16 protein-coding genes are annotated in these 17,693 nt (G+C 63.8%); all 16 read left to right on the plus strand.

Going from position 1 to position 17,693, the window contains the following annotated elements; translation table 11 throughout:
- The first annotated feature begins 155 nt into the window (after nt 1–155).
- Nucleotides 156–4,934 (plus strand): glutamate synthase-related protein, encoded by a 4,779-nt coding sequence (locus J2X09_RS10855; protein ID WP_204733440.1) that lies wholly within the window; start codon nt 156–158, stop codon nt 4,932–4,934.
- 36 nt (nt 4,935–4,970) lie between these two features.
- Nucleotides 4,971–6,437 (plus strand): glutamate synthase subunit beta, encoded by a 1,467-nt coding sequence (locus tag J2X09_RS10860; protein WP_204733441.1) that lies wholly within the window; start codon nt 4,971–4,973, stop codon nt 6,435–6,437.
- Between the two features lie 109 nt (nt 6,438–6,546).
- A complete protein-coding gene (locus tag J2X09_RS10865; protein WP_204733442.1) occupies nt 6,547–7,374 on the plus strand; it encodes an ABC transporter ATP-binding protein in 828 nt (275 codons plus the stop codon).
- Nucleotides 7,371–8,153, plus strand: coding sequence for a lipid asymmetry maintenance ABC transporter permease subunit MlaE (gene mlaE, locus J2X09_RS10870; protein ID WP_204733443.1), 783 nt, complete (start codon nt 7,371–7,373; stop codon nt 8,151–8,153). The genes J2X09_RS10865 and mlaE overlap by 4 nt, the downstream gene beginning before the upstream one ends.
- 15 nt (nt 8,154–8,168) lie before the next feature.
- Complete coding sequence (gene mlaD, locus J2X09_RS10875; RefSeq protein ID WP_204733444.1) at nt 8,169–8,660, plus strand: outer membrane lipid asymmetry maintenance protein MlaD; 492 nt, start codon at nt 8,169–8,171, stop codon at nt 8,658–8,660.
- A 109-nt stretch (nt 8,661–8,769) separates the two neighbouring features.
- Nucleotides 8,770–9,525 carry an MlaA family lipoprotein gene (locus J2X09_RS10880; RefSeq protein WP_204733614.1) on the plus strand — a complete coding sequence of 252 codons (756 nt, stop codon included), beginning with the start codon at nt 8,770–8,772 and terminating at the stop codon, nt 9,523–9,525.
- A gap of 109 nt (nt 9,526–9,634) precedes the next feature.
- Nucleotides 9,635–10,258 (plus strand): MlaC/ttg2D family ABC transporter substrate-binding protein, encoded by a 624-nt coding sequence (locus J2X09_RS10885; protein WP_204733615.1) that lies wholly within the window; start codon nt 9,635–9,637, stop codon nt 10,256–10,258.
- On the plus strand, nt 10,258–10,548 hold the full coding sequence (locus J2X09_RS10890) for an STAS domain-containing protein (protein WP_204733445.1): 291 nt from the start codon (nt 10,258–10,260) through the stop codon (nt 10,546–10,548). The genes J2X09_RS10885 and J2X09_RS10890 overlap by 1 nt, the downstream gene beginning before the upstream one ends.
- Nucleotides 10,549–10,666: 118 nt before the next feature.
- A complete protein-coding gene (locus tag J2X09_RS10895) occupies nt 10,667–11,662 on the plus strand; it encodes an ABC transporter ATP-binding protein (RefSeq protein ID WP_204733446.1) in 996 nt (331 codons plus the stop codon).
- Entirely contained in the window at nt 11,659–12,414 is a 756-nt protein-coding gene (locus J2X09_RS10900; RefSeq protein WP_204733447.1) for an ABC transporter permease, read from the plus strand. The genes J2X09_RS10895 and J2X09_RS10900 overlap by 4 nt, the downstream gene beginning before the upstream one ends.
- A 7-nt stretch (nt 12,415–12,421) precedes the next feature.
- Complete coding sequence (locus J2X09_RS10905; RefSeq protein ID WP_204733448.1) at nt 12,422–12,667, plus strand: BolA family protein; 246 nt, start codon at nt 12,422–12,424, stop codon at nt 12,665–12,667.
- 8 nt (nt 12,668–12,675) lie between these two features.
- On the plus strand, nt 12,676–13,956 hold the full coding sequence (murA, locus tag J2X09_RS10910) for a UDP-N-acetylglucosamine 1-carboxyvinyltransferase (RefSeq protein WP_204733449.1): 1,281 nt from the start codon (nt 12,676–12,678) through the stop codon (nt 13,954–13,956).
- Nucleotides 13,953–14,606, plus strand: coding sequence for an ATP phosphoribosyltransferase (gene hisG / locus J2X09_RS10915; RefSeq protein ID WP_204733450.1), 654 nt, complete (start codon nt 13,953–13,955; stop codon nt 14,604–14,606). The genes murA and hisG overlap by 4 nt, the downstream gene beginning before the upstream one ends.
- Nucleotides 14,603–15,994: a histidinol dehydrogenase gene (gene hisD, locus J2X09_RS10920; protein WP_204733451.1), complete on the plus strand. Its 1,392-nt coding sequence runs from the start codon at nt 14,603–14,605 to the stop codon at nt 15,992–15,994. The genes hisG and hisD overlap by 4 nt, the downstream gene beginning before the upstream one ends.
- Entirely contained in the window at nt 15,991–17,079 is a 1,089-nt protein-coding gene (gene hisC, locus J2X09_RS10925; protein WP_204733452.1) for a histidinol-phosphate transaminase, read from the plus strand. The genes hisD and hisC overlap by 4 nt, the downstream gene beginning before the upstream one ends.
- On the plus strand, nt 17,076–17,693 hold the full coding sequence (hisB, locus tag J2X09_RS10930) for an imidazoleglycerol-phosphate dehydratase HisB (protein ID WP_204733453.1): 618 nt from the start codon (nt 17,076–17,078) through the stop codon (nt 17,691–17,693). Before hisC ends, hisB begins: the two co-directional genes overlap by 4 nt.

The raw sequence follows: 17,693 nt of genomic DNA on the forward strand, positions 1-17,693 counted from the left end.
ATCAGATCAATCTGTCCCCAATTGAATTCTTATCGATTTTGTCGGAATTAAATTGGAATCTGACCCCATTTAAACTGCTTGGCATTGTTGTTGCAATGCAATAAGCTCGCACTCCGTTTTGCATTTCACGCCCACGAACCGAGAAGGAACGCGCCATGTCCACGGCAGCCGAACAACAACATCTCCAGCAGCACGGCCTGTATGACCCGGCCAATGAACATGACGCCTGTGGCGTTGGATTCGTGGCGCATATCAAGGGTGAGAAGAGCCATGCCATCGTGAAGCAGGGCCTCAAGATTCTTGAGAACCTGGATCATCGGGGCGCGGTCGGCGCCGACAAGCTCATGGGCGACGGCGCCGGGCTGTTGATCCAGTTGCCTGACGCGCTGTACCGCGAGGAAATGGCTGCTCAGGGCGTGGTGCTGCCGCCCGCTGGCGAATATGGCGTCGGCATGATTTTCATGCCGAAGGAACACGCCAGCCGGCTGGCCTGCGAGCAGGAAATGGAACGCGCAATCGCGGCCGAAGGGCAGGTGCTGTTGGGCTGGCGCGACGTGCCGGTCAACCGCGACATGCCCATGTCGCCCACCGTGCGCGAAAAGGAACCCATCATCCGTCAGGTCTTCATCGGCCGGGGCAATGACGTCATCGTGCAGGACGCACTGGAACGCAAGCTGTATGTCATCCGCAAGACGGCCAGTGCCAACATCCAGCGCCTGAAGCTCACGCACAGCAAGGAATACTACGTCGTCAGCATGAGCAGTCGCACGGTGGTCTACAAGGGCCTGCTGCTGGCGGATCAGGTGGGCACCTACTTCCGGGATCTGGAGGATGCCCGCTGCGTTTCGGCGCTGGGTCTGGTGCACCAGCGCTTCTCCACCAACACGTTTCCGGAATGGCCGCTGGCCCACCCGTACCGTTATGTGGCACACAACGGTGAAATCAACACCGTCAAGGGCAACTACAACTGGATGAAGGCGCGCGAAGGCGTGATGTCTTCGCCGGTGCTGGGTGCCGATCTGCATAAGCTCTATCCGATCAGCTTCGCGGGGCAATCCGACACGGCCACTTTCGACAACTGCCTGGAACTGCTCACCATGGCAGGCTACCCGCTGGCCCAGGCGGTGATGATGATGATCCCCGAGCCGTGGGAGCAGCACACCACCATGGATGGCCGCCGCAAGGCCTTCTATGAATACCACGCCGCGATGATGGAGCCCTGGGATGGCCCGGCCTCCATCGTGTTCACCGATGGCCGCCAGATCGGCGCCACGCTGGACCGCAATGGCCTGCGCCCCTCGCGCTATTGCATCACCGACGATGACTTCGTCATCATGGGTTCCGAATCGGGCGTGCTGCCCGTGCCCGAGAACAAGATCGTCCGCAAGTGGCGCCTGCAGCCCGGCAAGATGTTCCTGATTGACCTGGAGCAGGGCCGCATGATCGATGACGAGGAGCTCAAGGCCAACCTTGCCAACAGCAAGCCCTACAAGCAGTGGATCGACAACCTGCGCATCCGCCTGGATGACGTGGAAACACCGGTGGCAGGCGAGTCGGCTCAGGAACAGCGCATCACCGCCACCGAGCCACAGGCGGCCGGTGTCGAGCGCGTCGCGCCTGAGCTGCTGGACCGCCAGCAGGCTTTCGGTTACACGCAGGAAGACATCAAGTTCCTGATGAGCCCGATGGCCGCCAACGGCGAAGAAGGCATTGGCTCCATGGGGAACGACAGCCCCCTGGCCGTGCTCTCCGACAAGAACAAGCCGCTCTACAACTACTTCAAGCAGCTGTTCGCGCAGGTGACGAACCCGCCGATCGACCCGATCCGCGAAGCGATCGTGATGTCACTGGTTTCGTTCATCGGGCCCAAGCCCAACCTGCTCGATATCAACCAGGTCAATCCACCGATGCGGCTGGAAGTCAGCCAGCCTGTGCTCGACTTTGCCGACATGGCCAAGCTGCGCGACATCGACGCCGTGACGCAGGGCAAGTTCCGCAGCCATACCCTGGACATCACCTATCCCGCCGCCTGGGGCCGGGAAGGTGTCGAGGCCAAGCTGGCATCGCTCTGCGCGAGTGCGGTGGACGCCATCAAGGGTGGCAAGAACATCCTGATCATCAGCGACCGTGCCGTCAGCGCCACGCAGATCGCCATTCCTGCGTTGCTCGCGCTCTCGGCGATCCACCAGCATCTGGTGCGTGAAGGCCTGCGCACGACCGCGGGCCTGGTGGTGGAAACCGGCACCGCGCGCGAAGTGCACCACTTCGCTGTGCTGGCAGGCTACGGTGCCGAAGCCGTGCACCCGTACCTGGCGATGGAAACGCTGGAAGCCATCAGCAAGGGGCTGCCCGGCGACCTCAGCGCTGACAAGGCGATCTACAACTACGTCAAGGCGATCGGCAAGGGCTTGTCCAAGATCATGTCCAAGATGGGCGTGTCGACCTACATGTCGTACTGTGGCGCGCAACTGTTCGAGGCGATCGGCCTCAACAGTGAGACCGTGGACAAGTACTTCACCGGGACGGCCAGCCGGGTCGGCGGCATCGGCGTGTTCGAGATCGCCGAAGAAGGCATCCGCATGCACAAGGCCGCCTTTGGCGACGACCCGGTGCTGGCCTCGATGCTGGAAACCGGTGGCGAGTACGCCTGGCGCACCCGTGGCGAGGAGCACATGTGGACGCCCGACGCGATCGCCAAGCTGCAGCACAGCACGCGTGCGAACAACTGGTCCACGTACAAGGAGTACGCGCAGATCATCAACGACCAGAGCCGTCGTCACATGACGCTGCGCGGCCTGTTCGAATTCAAGTTCGACCCCGCTGGCGCGATTCCGATCGAAGAGGTCGAGCCGGCTGCCGAAATCGTCAAGCGCTTCGCCACAGGCGCCATGTCCCTGGGCTCCATCTCGACCGAGGCCCACGCGACCCTGGCCGTGGCCATGAACCGCATCGGCGGCAAGAGCAACACGGGCGAAGGCGGCGAAGATGCGCTGCGCTACCGCAACGAACTCAAGGGCATCCCGATCAAGCAGGGCCAGACCATGTCGGACCTGCTGGGCAAGGACACCTTCGAGGTGGACTACGAGTTGCAGGCCGGTGACTCGATGCGGTCGAAGATCAAGCAGGTCGCGTCCGGCCGCTTCGGCGTCACGGCGGAGTACCTCAACAGCGCCGACCAGATCCAGATCAAGATGGCGCAGGGGGCCAAGCCTGGCGAAGGCGGTCAGTTGCCCGGTGGCAAGGTCAGCGACTACATCGGCAAGCTGCGCCACAGCGTGCCGGGTGTCGGTCTGATCTCGCCGCCGCCGCATCATGACATCTATTCGATCGAAGACCTGGCACAACTGATCCACGATCTGAAGAACGTGGCGCCGCACTCGAGCATCAGCGTGAAGCTGGTGTCCGAGATCGGTGTGGGGACCATCGCCGCTGGCGTGGCCAAGTGCAAGGCCGACCATGTGGTGATTGCCGGCCACGATGGTGGCACGGGCGCGTCGCCCTGGTCGTCGATCAAGCACGCGGGCAGCCCGTGGGAGATCGGTCTGGCCGAGACGCAACAGACGCTGGTGCTCAACCGCCTGCGCAGCCGCATCCGCGTGCAGGCCGATGGCCAGATGAAGACCGGCCGCGACGTCGTCATCGGTGCGCTGCTGGGAGCCGACGAGTTCGGCTTCGCCACGGCGCCGCTGGTGGTCGAGGGCTGCATCATGATGCGCAAGTGCCACCTCAACACCTGCCCGGTGGGCGTGGCCACGCAGGATCCGGTCCTTCGCAAGAAATTCAGCGGCAAGCCCGAGCATGTCGTCAACTACTTCTTCTTCATTGCCGAAGAAGCACGCCAGATCATGGCGCAGCTGGGCATCCGCAAGTTCGACGACCTGATCGGTCGTGCCGACCTGCTCGACATGCGTCAGGGCATCGAGCACTGGAAGGCGCGCGGTCTGGATTTCGGGCGACTGCTGGCACAGCCTGTGGTGCCCGCCGATGTGCCCCGATTCCACACGCAGGAACAGGAGCACGGTCTCGAGAAATCGCTGGACAACATCCTGATCCAGAAGTCGCGTGCGGCCATCGACAAGGGCGAGCGTGTGCAGTTCATCGAGGTGGCACGCAACGTCAACCGTTCCGTGGGCGCGATGCTCTCGGGTGCCGTCACGAAGGTGCACCCCGAGGGCCTGCCCGACGACACCATCCGCATCCAGCTTGAGGGTACGGGTGGCCAGTCGTTCGGCGCGTTCCTGACGCGCGGCATCACGCTGTACCTGATCGGTGACGCCAACGACTACACGGGCAAGGGACTGTCCGGCGGCCGCGTGGTGGTGCGTCCGAGCATCGACTTCCGCGGCGAGGCCACGCGCAACATCATCGTGGGCAACACGGTGATGTACGGCGCCACCACCGGTGAGGCTTTCTTCAGCGGTGTGGCGGGCGAACGTTTCGCGGTGCGTCTGTCGGGTGCCACTGCGGTGGTGGAAGGCACCGGTGACCACGGCTGCGAGTACATGACGGGTGGAACCGTGGTCGTGCTGGGCAAGACGGGTCGTAACTTCGCTGCCGGCATGAGTGGCGGTGTGGCCTATGTGTACGACGAGGACGGCGATTTCGCCAAGCGTTGCAACACCGCCATGGTCAGCCTGGAGAAGGTGCTTTCTGCGGCAGAGCAGGAGGCCACGCTGGACCGAGCCATCTGGCACCGCGACCAGAGTGATGAGGCACAGCTGAAAAAGCTGCTCGAAGAGCACAACCGCTGGACCGGCAGCAAGCGCGCGCGCGAACTGCTCGATACCTGGGCGCAATCGCGCGGCAAGTTCGTGAAGGTGTTCCCCAACGAATACAAGCGCGCGCTGGGTGAGATCAACGCCCGCAAGGCCGCTGCCGTCGCCACCACCAAGGCCCAGTCCACGGCCAAGAAGGCCACGGTGCCCGCCAAGTAAGCCCGCCGCACGCAAGCAATCGAAGGAATCACCATCATGGGAAAAGTCACCGGCTTCATGGAGTACGAGCGTCTCGAGGAGGGCTACAAGCCCGTGCCGGAGCGTCTGAAGCATTACAAGGAATTCGTCGTCGGCCTGGATGACCCGCAGTCGAAGGTGCAGGCTGCGCGCTGCATGGACTGCGGCACACCGTTCTGCAACAACGGCTGCCCGGTCAACAACATCATTCCGGACTTCAACGACCTCGTGTACCAGGGCGACTGGCAGAACGCCATCACCGTGCTGCACAGCACCAACAACTTCCCGGAGTTCACCGGCCGCATCTGCCCTGCGCCTTGTGAGGCCGCCTGCACGCTCAATGTGAACGACGATGCGGTGGGCATCAAGTCGATCGAGCATGCCATCATCGACCGTGCGTGGGCCGAAGGGTGGGTGCAACCGCAGCCGCCGCGCCACAAGACGGGCAAGAAGGTGGCGGTCGTGGGTTCGGGCCCGGCGGGGATGGCCGCGGCACAGCAGCTCGCGCGTGCTGGCCACGACGTGACCATGTTCGAGAAGAACGACCGCGTGGGCGGCCTGCTGCGCTATGGCATTCCCGACTTCAAAATGGAGAAGAGCCACATTGACCTGCGCGTCAAGCAGATGGAGGCCGAAGGCGTTGTCATCCGCACTGGCGTTCTGGTGGGCGAGCTGCCCAAAGGCAGCAAGGTCACGAACTGGGCCAAGGAAACCATTTCGCCCGAGCAGCTGCAGAAGGACTTTGACGCCGTTCTGCTGACGGGTGGTTCCGAGCAGAGCCGCGACCTGCCGGTGCCCGGCCGCGACCTCGACGGCATCCATTTCGCCATGGAGTTCCTGCCGCAGCAGAACAAGGTCAACGCCGGCGACAAACTCAAAGGCCAGTTGCGCGCCGACGGCAAGCACGTCATCGTCATCGGTGGTGGCGACACCGGCAGTGACTGCGTCGGCACCAGCAACCGGCATGGCGCGGTCAGCGTCACGCAATTCGAAGTCATGCCACAGCCGCCCGAGCAGGAGAACAAGCCCTTGGTGTGGCCGTACTGGCCGCTCAAGCTGCGCACCAGCTCCAGCCACGAGGAAGGCTGTGTCCGCGAGTTCGCCATTTCCACCAAGGCATTCATCGGCGAGAAGGGAAAGGTCACGGGCCTGACCACGGTGAATGTCGAGATGAAAGAGGGCAAGCTGGTCGAGATTGCAGGCACGGAGAAGACCTACAAGGCCGATCTGGTGCTGCTGGCCATGGGCTTTGTGAACCCGGTTGCCACCATCCTCGAAGGATTCGGCGTGGAGAAGGACGCTCGCGGTAACGCCCGGGCCAGCACCGACTTCATCGGCGGCTACGCCACCAACGTGCCCAAGGTGTTTGCCGCTGGCGACATGCGCCGTGGCCAGAGTCTGGTGGTCTGGGCCATCCGCGAAGGCCGCCAGGCGGCGCGGGCGGTGGACGAGTTCCTGATGGGCTTTTCGGACCTGCCGCGCTGAAATCTAATGAAACAGCGCTGATATTTATCGAAACACAACGGCGCTCGGGGCTTGCCTCGAATCCCGTATCATCCAAAAACCGGGCGCTGAACAGCCCGGTTTTTGTTTGATGCCCACCGATTCCCCAACCCCTCTGGTCGAATTGCGCGGACTCACCTTTGGATACGGTGAGCGCGCCATCCTCGACAACATCTCGTTGACCGTGCCACGTGGCAAGGTCACGGCGCTCATGGGCGCCTCAGGCGGCGGCAAGACCACCGTGCTGCGTCTCATCGGCGGGCAGATCCGTGGTCAGTCGGGTCAGACGCTGTTTGATGGTCAGGATGTGACCACGATGGGTCCGAAGGCGCTGTATGAAGCGCGGCGGCGCATGGGCATGTTGTTCCAGTTCGGGGCCCTGTTCACCGACATGAGTGTGTTTGACAACGTCGCTTTTCCCCTGCGCGAGCACACCCGGTTGTCCGAGGCCATGGTGCGCGACATCGTGCTGATGAAGCTCAATGCCGTGGGCTTGCGCGGTGCGCGCGACCTCATGCCCAGCGAACTCTCTGGAGGCATGGCACGGCGGGTTGCATTGGCCCGTGCAATTGCCCTGGATCCGGAACTCGTGATGTACGACGAGCCTTTCGCGGGCCTGGATCCGATCTCGCTTGGGACGGCGGCCCGGTTGATCCGGCAGCTCAATGACGCCATGGGCCTCACCAGCATCGTGGTTTCACACGACCTGGACGAGACTTTTCACATTGCCGACCAGGTGATCGTGCTGGCCAACGGCAAGATCGCCGCCCAGGGCACGCCTGAGGAGGTGCGCCACAGCCAGGATCCGCTGGTGCATCAGTTTGTCAACGCTCTGCCGGACGGGCCGGTGCGTTTCCATCACCCGGGCCCTGGGCTTGCCGACGATTTCGGCCCGCAACGCCAGGGAGCACGCCCATGAATGCCCTGCATCCCGCGCGCGTGGGCCGAGCCGTGCGGCTGCAACTCGGCAGCGTCGGCAGGGGCACGCGCCTGTTCTTCCGCTTGCTCTGGCTCATGGTCGCTGCCTTGCGCCGTCCCTCATTGGTGCGAGATCAGGTCCACTTCCTGGGCAATCACTCGCTGGCCATCATCAGCGTCTCAGGCCTTTTCGTCGGTTTTGTGTTGAGCCTGCAGGGCTACTACACGCTTCAGCGCTATGGAGCGACGGAAGCGCTGGGCCTGCTGGTCGCACTCTCGCTCATGCGCGAACTCGGTCCCGTGGTGACCGCATTGCTGTTCGCCGGCCGTGCCGGCACCTCACTCACGGCGGAGATCGGCCTCATGAAGGCCGGCGAGCAGCTCAGCGCCATGGAAATGATGGCGGTGGACCCGGTGCGCCGCGTGCTTGCACCGCGTTTCTGGGCGGGCGTCATCGCCATGCCCATCCTCGCGGCGGTGTTCAGTGCCGTCGGCATCATCGGCGGATGGCTGGTGGGCGTGGTGCTGATCGGCCTGGATGGGGGTGCTTTCTGGAGCCAGATGCAGGGCGGCGTGGACGTCTGGGCCGACGTGGGCAACGGCATCATCAAGAGCGTGGTGTTCGGGTTTGCCGTCACGTTTGTGGCGCTGCTGCAAGGTTTCGAGGCGCATCCCACGCCTGAAGGGGTTTCTCGCGCCACCACCCGCACCGTGGTGGTGGCTTCGCTGAGCGTGCTGGCGCTGGACTTCGTCCTTACCGCCATGATGTTCAGCATCTGATTGGAGCGGATGGACATGCAAACTTCCAAAAATGACGTCTGGGTGGGTCTGTTTGTGCTGATCGGCGCGGCGGCCATCCTCTTTCTCGCACTGCAGTCGGCCAATCTCCTGAGCCTCAATTTCGAGAAGACCTACCATGTGGTCGGCCGCTTCGACAACATTGGTGGCCTCAAGCCCAAGGCAGCGGTACGCAGTGCCGGTGTGCTGGTGGGCCGGGTTGACTCGATCACCTTCGACGACAAGACCTTCCAGGCCAACATCCGCCTGGAGCTGCAGTCACGCTACGCGTTTCCCCGGGACAGCTCGCTCAAGATCCTCACCAGCGGCCTGCTCGGTGAGCAGTACATCGGCATCGAGCCCGGTGGCGACGAGAAGAACTTCGTCGATGGCGATGTCGTCAGTTCGACCCAGTCCGCCATCGTGCTGGAGAACCTCATCAGCCAGTTCCTGTTCAGCCGCGCGGCCGAGAACAGCGACAAGCCTGCTGCGGCCGACGGGGCCAGATAGTCGATCTGTGGGGGCTTTGCAACGCCCCGATTTGGCCTTTTCCCTCGCGGCTGAGAATGCAGACTGGTCATGTGAAACAGCCGGTGAGCAACCCAGGGATATCTACATCATGAAATACCTACACGAGTACCGCGGCGTGGCCGCGAAAGGCACAGTGCTGGCGGTGGTCCTGTCCTACGCGGCCGGGTGCGCCACCGGTCCCGATGCCAATCCGCGCGATCCGCTCGAACCGCTGAACCGCAGCGTCTACAAATTCAACGATGCGCTCGACACTGCGGTTCTCAAGCCGGTGGCCACGGCGTACCAGAACGTCACCCCCAGCCCGGTGCGCACCGGTGTGAGCAATTTTTTCGGCAACCTGGCCGATCTATGGTCGTCGGTGAATGCCGGTCTGCAACTGCGTCCGCGTGAGGCCACCGAAAATCTGATGCGCTTCAGCGTGAACACGGTTTTTGGCTTGGGCGGGGTGCTCGATATCGCCACCGAGATGGGCATTCCCCGCACCCGGCTCGACTTCGGCCACACCATGGGCCGCTGGGGTGCGCCGGCCGGTCCCTACCTCGTTCTCCCGTTGTTTGGCCCGTCATCGGTGCGCGACGGCACTGGTTTGCTGGTGGACGGCTATGGCGACCTGGTGAGCAGCGTCGATCACGTGCCGACACGCAACTCGCTGACGGCATTGCGCGTGGTGGACGGCCGTGCGAACCTGCTGCGGGCATCCAGGATGCTGGAGGACTCCGGCATGGAACCCTACAGCTTCGTTCGCGACCTGTATCTGAACCGCCGCCAAACCCAGATCGACGACATGATCGAGAAGGGGATTGGTATTGGTGACGGTGAAACCGCCGAAGAAGACAGCAAATAAGGATACGAATCGCAACGTTTGAAGGGGAATCCTTAACAAACGCGATCGTCCGATGGTTTAGGCTGCAGTGTCTTCAGCAGAGCCTCTGGCTCGAAAGGAATAGAACATGATGAAACGCCGCTCTTGGTTTGCCGTGATGGCCCTGACTGTCTCCAGCGCCTGGACCCTGCCCGCCCTCGCGCAGGGCGAAGCGCCCGATGCGCTGGTCAAGCGCATGTCGAATGAAGTCCTGGCTGACATCAAGGCCGACCCGGCGCTGCGCGGCGGCGATATGGCCAAGATCGTTGCGCTGGTCGACAGCAAGGTCATGCCCAACGTGAATTTCGAGAGCATCACCCGGTTTGCCGCAGCCCGGTACTGGGCCCAGGCCACACCCGAGCAGCAGCAACGCATCCAGGACGAGTTCAAGACCCTTCTGTTGCGCACGTACTCCGGTGCGCTCAGTGAAGTGAAGGACCAGACCCTGAGCTTCCGGCCGTTCCGGGCGAACCCCGCCGATACCGAAGTGGTGGTGCGTTCGTTCGTGAAGGGACAGGGCAGTTCGGACATCCAGCTGGACTACAAGCTGGAGAAGACCCCCGCCGGCTGGAAGGTCATTGACATCAACGTCCTGGGTGTCTGGTTGCGTGAGAACTATCGCACCCGCTTTGCCCAGGAAGCAGGCAGCAAGGGCGTCGATGGCCTGATTGCCTGGCTGGCGCAGACCAACAAGAACATGGTCGGCAAGAGCTGATGACTGCCGTGGCCGTTGCTGCCCCCCTGTCCCTGCCGGAGCGCCTCACGCTCGTGGAAGCTGATCACACCTTGGCGCGTCTGGGGGCTGAGCTGAGGTCACATTCGGACCAGACCGTGGAAATCGACGCCGCTTCCCTGCAGGTGTTCGACTCCTCTGCGCTGTCGGTCCTGCTGGAGTTGCGCCGCCGCGTGCTGGCCCAGGGCCGTGAGCTTCGGGTCAGCGGCTGGCCCCGGCGCCTGGAAGACCTCGCCTCGCTCTACGGCGTGCGTGAGTTGCTCGCTGCCTGAAGTGTGATGGGCAACCCCCCGCCAGCAGAGCGGGAGGGGGGCGCATAAAATACCGGGTTCACCGGCGGACGCCAGATGTCCTGCCCCGTGGCCGGTGACCCAAGGGTCCCGCCCGCGCATGCCAGCCGTCTCCTTCCAGCAAGTTTCCAAGACCTACCCGACTCCTCGCGGCGATCTGCACGCGCTGCAATCGGTGTCATTCGACATCGAGGAGGGCGAATTTTTCGGGTTGCTCGGCCCCAATGGTGCCGGCAAGACCACGCTCATCAGCGTTCTCGCAGGGCTGGCGCGGGCCAGTTCGGGCCGGGTGCTTGTGCACGGCAGCGATGTCCAATCCGATTACGCCACCGCACGTCGGCGGCTCGGTGTCGTGCCCCAGGAGCTGGTGTTCGATCCCTTCTTCAATGTCCGCGAGGCCCTGCGCATCCAGTCGGGCTACTTCGGCATGCAGCGCAACGACGCCTGGATCGATGAGCTTCTCGATGGTCTGGGTCTGGCCGACAAAGCCACTGCCAACATGCGTCAGCTTTCGGGTGGCATGAAGCGCCGTGTGCTGATCGCCCAGGCGCTGGTACACAAGCCTTCCGTGATCGTGCTGGACGAACCGACTGCCGGCGTGGACGTGGAATTGCGCCAGACGTTGTGGCAGTTCGTCTCCGATCTCAACAAGAGTCGCGGGAGCACCGTGTTGCTGACCACGCACTACCTGGAGGAGGCGGAGGCCCTGTGTGGCCGTATTGCCATGCTCAAGCAGGGCAGGGTGGTGGCGCTCGAGTCCACTTCCGCGCTGCTGGCGCGGGCTGCTTCCAACGTACTGCGCTTCAAGACCGATGCGGCCCTGCCGATCGACCTGGCGGTGCAGGCCCGGATCACCGGCCGTGTGGTGCAGTTGCCCGCGAACGATGCCCTGGCGGTCGAGCGCATCCTCGCGCGGCTGCGCGAGGTAGGGGTCTCGCCCGAAGACATCGAGATCCGCAAGGCCGATCTGGAGGATGTGTTTCTCGACCTCACGGGTACCGGTGGCCGGCCTGGGCCCGTCCCGTTGCCGGGTGAGACGCCTCCGGATGCCGGTGCCGCAGACACAGTGACGGGTGTAGGAGCGAGGAACGCATGACTGGCTGGCAAAGCCTGTTCTACAAGGAAGTGCTGCGCTTCTGGAAGGTGGGCTTCCAGACCGTTGCCGCACCGGTGATCACCGCCATCCTCTATCTCATGATCTTCGGCCATGTGCTGGAAGGGCGCGTGCAGGTCTATGACACCGTGAGCTACACGGCTTTCCTGTTGCCAGGTCTGGTGATGATGAGCGTGTTGCAGAACGCGTTCGCCAACAGCTCGTCCTCGCTCATTCAGAGCAAGATCATGGGCAACCTGGTGTTCCTGCTGCTCACGCCGCTGTCGCACCGCGCGTGGTTCGTGGCCTACGTGGGCTCGTCCATCGTGCGTGGCATGGCCGTCGGGATGGGCGTGATGGTGGTTACCTGGTGGTTTGCCCAGCCGTCGCTGGTGGCGCCACTGTGGATCCTGGCATTTGGCTTCATGGGAGCGGCCCTGCTGGGCACGCTGGGCCTCATCGCCGGCCTCTGGGCCGAGAAGTTCGATCAGATGGCCGCTTTCCAGAACTTCATCATCGTGCCCATGACCTTTCTCTCGGGCGTGTTCTACTCCATTCATTCCTTGCCCGACTTCTGGCAGCGCGTGAGCCACCTCAACCCGTTCTTCTACATGATCGACGGCTTCCGCTATGGCTTTTTCGGCGTGAGCGATGTGTCGCCCTGGATCAGCCTGGCCCTGGTGGGCGGCGCGCTGACCGTGGTGAGCGCGTTCGCGCTGCACCTGCTCAAGATCGGCTACAAGATTCGGCACTAGACAACCCATGACCGCTGAAGAATTGCAATCCCTCATCGCCGCCGGCCTCCCCTGCGAGCACATCGAAGTCACCGGTGACGGCCGTCATTGGGCTGCAGTGATCGTCTCGCCAGCGTTCGAGGGGCTGCGCGCGATCAAGCGCCACCAGGCCGTTTACGGCACCCTGGGTCAACGCATCCAGAACGACGAAGTGCACGCCTTGTCGATGAAAACCTTCACACCCGCCGAATGGGCAGGCCAACCCCGAAACTGACGCGCTCCATGGACAAACTGCGAATCAACGGTGGTCGCACCCTCACGGGTGAGGTGCTCATTTCCGGCGCCAAGAACGCCGCGTTGCCCGAGTTGTGCGCCGCACTGCTCACCCCCGAGCTGGTGACGCTGAACAACCTGCCACGCCTGCAGGACGTGGTCACCATGCGCAAGCTGCTCGACAACATGGGCGTGCAGACGCAGACCCGGGAAGACCGCAGCGGCATCACGCTGAAGGCGGCAGACCCGATCAAGGCCGAGGCACCTTACGAGCTGGTCAAGACCATGCGCGCTTCGGTGCTGGTGCTCGGGCCGCTGCTGGCGCGCTTCGGCCACGCCCGAGTGTCGCTGCCTGGCGGCTGTGCGATCGGCTCGCGGCCGGTGGACCAACACATCAAGGGCATGCAGGCCATGGGGGCCGAAATCGTGGTGGAGCATGGCTACATGGAGGCGCGACTGCCCATGGGCAGGACGCGGCTGCACGGGGCCCGCATCGCCACCGACATGGTGACCGTGACTGGCACCGAAAACTTCCTCATGGCCGCGGCACTGGCCCAGGGCGAGACGGTGCTGGAGAACGCCGCGCAGGAGCCCGAGATCGGCGATCTGGCCGAGATGCTCATCGCCATGGGCGCGAAGATCGAAGGCCATGGCACCAGCCGCATCCATGTGCAGGGTGTGGACAGCCTGCATGGCTGCACGCACCAGGTGGTGGCCGACCGCATCGAGGCTGGTACCTTCCTCTGCGCAGTGGCGGCCGCGGGTGGCGACGTGGTGCTGCGCCACGGCCGCGCGGACCATCTGGACGCTGTGATCGACAAACTGCGCGAGGCGGGGGCCGAGATCGAGGCAGGCCAGGACGGTGGTGGTGTTTTCATTCGTGTGCGAGCGACCGGTCGCCTGAAGGCGCAGAGCTTCCGAACCACCGAATATCCGGGGTTTCCGACCGACATGCAGGCGCAGTTCATGGCGCTCAACTGCATCGCCGATGGGCCCAGCAAGGTCACCGAGACCATCTTCGAGAACCGGTTCATGCACGTCAACGAACTCGTGCGACTGGGCGCCCACATCCAGACCGACGGCAAGGTGGCGATCATCGAAGGTATTCCGCGCCTGTCGGGTGCCACGGTAATGGCCACCGACCTGCGCGCCTCCGCCAGCCTGGTGATTGCTGGTCTGGTGGCCGAAGGTGAGACCATCGTCGACCGCATCTACCACCTGGATCGGGGCTACGACCAGATGGAAGCCAAGTTGCGCGGTATCGGCGCTGACATCGAACGCATCAAATGATCACTCTCGCCCTTTCCAAAGGTCGCATCTTCGACGAGACCTTGCCTCTGCTCCGTGCAGCGGGCATCGAGGTGCTGGAAGATCCCGAAAAGTCTCGCAAGCTCATTCTTGCCACGAGCCAGCCCGGCGTGCGCGTCGTGCTGGTGCGCGCCACCGACGTGCCGACCTACGTCGAGCATGGAGGTGCGGATCTCGGTGTGACCGGCAAGGACACGCTCATCGAGCACGGTGGCCAGGGCCTCTACCAGCCGCTGGACCTGAATATCTCGCGCTGTCGCGTGAGCGTGGCGGTGCGGGCCGACTTCGACTATGCCTCGGCGGTGCGCCAGGGGTCGCGCCTGAAGGTCGCCACCAAGTACACCAGCATCGCGCGCGAGTTCTTCGCGGGCAAGGGTGTGCACGTGGACCTGATCAAGCTGTACGGCAGCATGGAGCTGGCGCCGCTGACCGGCCTGGCCGATGCCATCGTCGACCTCGTGTCCACGGGCAACACGCTCAAGGCGAATCACCTGGTGGAAGTGGAGCGCATCATGGATATCAGCGCGCGGCTGGTTGTCAACCAGGCTTCTCTCAAACTCAAGCAGGCTGCGATCCGCCCCATCATTGACGCCTTCGCGCAAGCCATCGAGAAACCCGCTGTCCAGCCATGAGCCTTTTAGCCCGCCCTGCCCGACTCTCCACCGCTGACTCCGAGTTCGAGGCGCAGTTCGCGGCCCGTCTGCATTGGTCGGCCGAGACCGACGGCGCGATCGAGCTGCGCGTGGCCGACATCCTGACCGATGTGCGCGAACGGGGCGACGCGGCGGTGCTCGAGTACACCGCGCGCTTCGACGGCCTGTCCGCCAGCACGATGGCCGATCTCGAGCTCACGCAAGCCGACTTCAAGGCGGCTTTCGACAGCCTGCCCAACGCCCAGCGCGACGCGCTGCAGGCGGCCACGCGCCGCGTACGCAGTTACCACGAAGCGCAGAAGAAGGCAGGGGGCGAGAGCTGGAGCTACCGCGACGAGGACGGTACGCTGCTGGGCCAGAAGGTGACGCCGCTGGACCGCGTAGGTATCTACGTGCCCGGCGGCAAGGCAGCGTACCCGTCCAGTCTGATCATGAACGCCGTCCCCGCGCACGTGGCTGGTGTGCAGGAAATCATCATGGTGGTGCCCACGCCGGTTCGTGGCAGTGTGGCCACCGGCGGCAATGGCGAGAGCACGTCGGCGCGCGGTGAGCGCAACGACCTGGTGCTGGCGGCTGCCTACGTGGCGGGCGTCACCCGCGCCTTCACCATCGGTGGTGCCCAGGCGGTTGCGGCGCTGGCCTATGGCACCGCCACCGTGCCCAGGGTAGACAAGATCACTGGCCCGGGCAACGCCTATGTGGCCAGTGCCAAGAAGCGGGTGTTCGGCACGGTGGGCATCGACATGATCGCCGGCCCGAGCGAAATCCTTGTGCTGGCCGATGGCAGCACGCCTGCCGAATGGGTGGCGATGGACCTGTTCAGCCAGGCCGAGCATGACGAGCTGGCGCAAAGCATCCTGCTGTGCCCCAGCGAGGCGTACATCGAGGCGGTGCAGAGGGAGATCGACCGCCTGCTGCCGTCCATGCCCCGGGCGGCCATCATCGTGAAAAGCCTGAACGACCGCGGGGCGCTGATCCACACCCGTAGCATGGAAGAGGCCTGTGCCATCAGCAACCGCATCGCCCCGGAACACCTGGAGGTCTCCAGCAGCGACCCACACCGCTGGGAACCGCTGCTGCGACACGCGGGCGCGATCTTCCTGGGTGCCTACACCAGTGAAAGCCTGGGCGACTATTGCGCCGGACCGAACCACGTACTGCCCACCAGCGGAACAGCACGCTTTTCCTCGCCGCTGGGCGTTTACGACTTTCAGAAGCGCAGCAGCCTGATCGAGGTCAGCTCCGCCGGTGCCCAGACATTGGGCAGCATCGCCGCAGAGATGGCGTACGGCGAAGGCCTGCAGGCACATGCTCGTGCGGCCGAAATGCGGCTGGACGTCGTGCCCCCGATGCGGAGTGCGAAATGAGCGCGAGCCCGATGGACATGATCCGTCAGGACGTGCAGTCCATGCACGCCTATGCCATCCAGGATTCGACCGGTATGGTCAAGCTCGATGCGATGGAGAACCCGTACCCGCTGCCTCCAGCCCTGCAGGCCGGGCTGGGCGCGCGCCTGGGTGCTGTGGCCATCCACCGCTACCCTGGTGCCCGCATCGATGAACTCAAGCAGGCGCTGGTCCGCTACGTGGACCTGCCATCGGGTTGCGGCCTCATGCTGGGCAACGGCTCGGACGAGCTGATCTCTTTGCTTGCGATGGGCTGTGACCTGCCGGGTGCAAGCATCCTGGCGCCGCTGCCGGGCTTCGTGATGTACGCGATGAGTGCGCAGCTGCAAGGCCTGAAGTTCGTGGGTGTACCGCTCACCGCAGACTTCGAACTCGACGAGGCCGCCATGCTGGCTGCAATGCGGGAGCACCGGCCCGCCGTCACCTACATCGCCTATCCCAACAACCCGACCGCCAACCTATGGAATGCGGAGACCATCCGCCGGCTCATCGTGGAGGCGACTGGTTTTGGTGGACTGGTTGTGATCGATGAGGCCTACCAGCCGTTCTCCCGCCACAGCTGGCTGGACGAGATCCGCGCGCAGCCGACGGCCAATGCGAACGTGTTGCTCATGCGCACGCTGTCCAAATTCGGTCTGGCAGGGGTCCGCATTGGCTACATGATCGGCCCGCAGGCGCTGGTGCACGAGATCGACAAGCTGCGCCCCCCTTACAACGTGAGCGTGCTGAACGCAGAGTGCGCCCTCTTCGCGCTGGAACACGCAAATGTGTTTGCCGAACAGGCCGCCCAGATCCGCGAGCAGCGCACGCTGCTGGTCGAAACGCTGACCCATCTGCCGGGTGTGAAACCGTTCCCGAGCGAGGCCAACATGGTGCTGGTGCGCGTACCGGATGCGCAACGCAGTTTCGACGCCCTCAAGGCCCAGGGCATTCTGGTGAAGAATGTTTCTAAAATGCACCCACTGCTGACCCACTGTCTGCGCCTGACCGTGGGTACTCCGTCGGAAAACGCCCAGTTGATCCGCGCCCTCCAGACCGCCCTATGACCCAGACTTCCGTCCCCGCCGTGTCCGACCGCGTCGCACAGGTGCAACGCAACACTTCGGAAACGCAGATCGGCGTGCGCATCAACCTCGATGGCACGGGCCAGGCCAGCCTGTCCACGGGCATCGGCTTTTTCGACCATATGCTCGACCAGATCGCCCGCCACGGGCTGATCGATCTCGACATCCAGGCCAAGGGCGACCTGCACATCGACGGGCACCACACGGTGGAAGACGTGGGCATCACGCTAGGCCAGGCGTTTGCCCAGGCTGTGGGCGACAAAAAAGGAATCCGCCGCTACGGTCATGCCTATGTGCCGCTGGATGAGGCCCTGTCGCGTGTGGTCATCGACTTTTCGGGCCGCCCGGGCCTGCACATGCGCGTTCCCTTCAAGAGCGGCATGGTCGGCGCCTTCGACACCCAGCTCGCGTTCGAGTTTTTCCAGGGCTTCGTGAACCACGCCGGCGTGACGCTGCACATCGACAACCTGCACGGCGAAAATGCTCACCACCAAGCCGAAACCGTGTTCAAGGCTTTCGCCCGTGCCCTGCGCATGGCCCTGGAGCGCGACCCGCGCATGGGCGATGTGATTCCTTCGACCAAAGGCTCACTCTGA

This window comes from Hydrogenophaga laconesensis, assembly GCF_031457235.1.
GTDB classification, from domain to species: Bacteria; Pseudomonadota; Gammaproteobacteria; order Burkholderiales; family Burkholderiaceae_C; genus Hydrogenophaga; species Hydrogenophaga laconesensis.

Bases quoted from the DNA above. Each gene is read 5' to 3' on its own strand.
- J2X09_RS10855 (WP_204733440.1), top strand. From the start codon at position 156: ATGTCCACGGCAGCCGAACAACAACATCTCCAGCAGCACGGCCTGTAT.
- J2X09_RS10860 (WP_204733441.1), top strand. From the start codon at position 4,971: ATGGGAAAAGTCACCGGCTTCATGGAGTACGAGCGTCTCGAGGAGGGC.
- J2X09_RS10865 (WP_204733442.1), top strand. From the start codon at position 6,547: ATGCCCACCGATTCCCCAACCCCTCTGGTCGAATTGCGCGGACTCACC.
- mlaE (WP_204733443.1), top strand. From the start codon at position 7,371: ATGAATGCCCTGCATCCCGCGCGCGTGGGCCGAGCCGTGCGGCTGCAA.
- mlaD (WP_204733444.1), top strand. From the start codon at position 8,169: ATGCAAACTTCCAAAAATGACGTCTGGGTGGGTCTGTTTGTGCTGATC.
- J2X09_RS10880 (WP_204733614.1), top strand. From the start codon at position 8,770: ATGAAATACCTACACGAGTACCGCGGCGTGGCCGCGAAAGGCACAGTG.
- J2X09_RS10885 (WP_204733615.1), top strand. From the start codon at position 9,635: ATGAAACGCCGCTCTTGGTTTGCCGTGATGGCCCTGACTGTCTCCAGC.
- J2X09_RS10890 (WP_204733445.1), top strand. From the start codon at position 10,258: ATGACTGCCGTGGCCGTTGCTGCCCCCCTGTCCCTGCCGGAGCGCCTC.
- J2X09_RS10895 (WP_204733446.1), top strand. From the start codon at position 10,667: ATGCCAGCCGTCTCCTTCCAGCAAGTTTCCAAGACCTACCCGACTCCT.
- J2X09_RS10900 (WP_204733447.1), top strand. From the start codon at position 11,659: ATGACTGGCTGGCAAAGCCTGTTCTACAAGGAAGTGCTGCGCTTCTGG.
- J2X09_RS10905 (WP_204733448.1), top strand. From the start codon at position 12,422: ATGACCGCTGAAGAATTGCAATCCCTCATCGCCGCCGGCCTCCCCTGC.
- murA (WP_204733449.1), top strand. From the start codon at position 12,676: ATGGACAAACTGCGAATCAACGGTGGTCGCACCCTCACGGGTGAGGTG.
- hisG (WP_204733450.1), top strand. From the start codon at position 13,953: ATGATCACTCTCGCCCTTTCCAAAGGTCGCATCTTCGACGAGACCTTG.
- hisD (WP_204733451.1), top strand. From the start codon at position 14,603: ATGAGCCTTTTAGCCCGCCCTGCCCGACTCTCCACCGCTGACTCCGAG.
- hisC (WP_204733452.1), top strand. From the start codon at position 15,991: ATGAGCGCGAGCCCGATGGACATGATCCGTCAGGACGTGCAGTCCATG.
- hisB (WP_204733453.1), top strand. From the start codon at position 17,076: ATGACCCAGACTTCCGTCCCCGCCGTGTCCGACCGCGTCGCACAGGTG.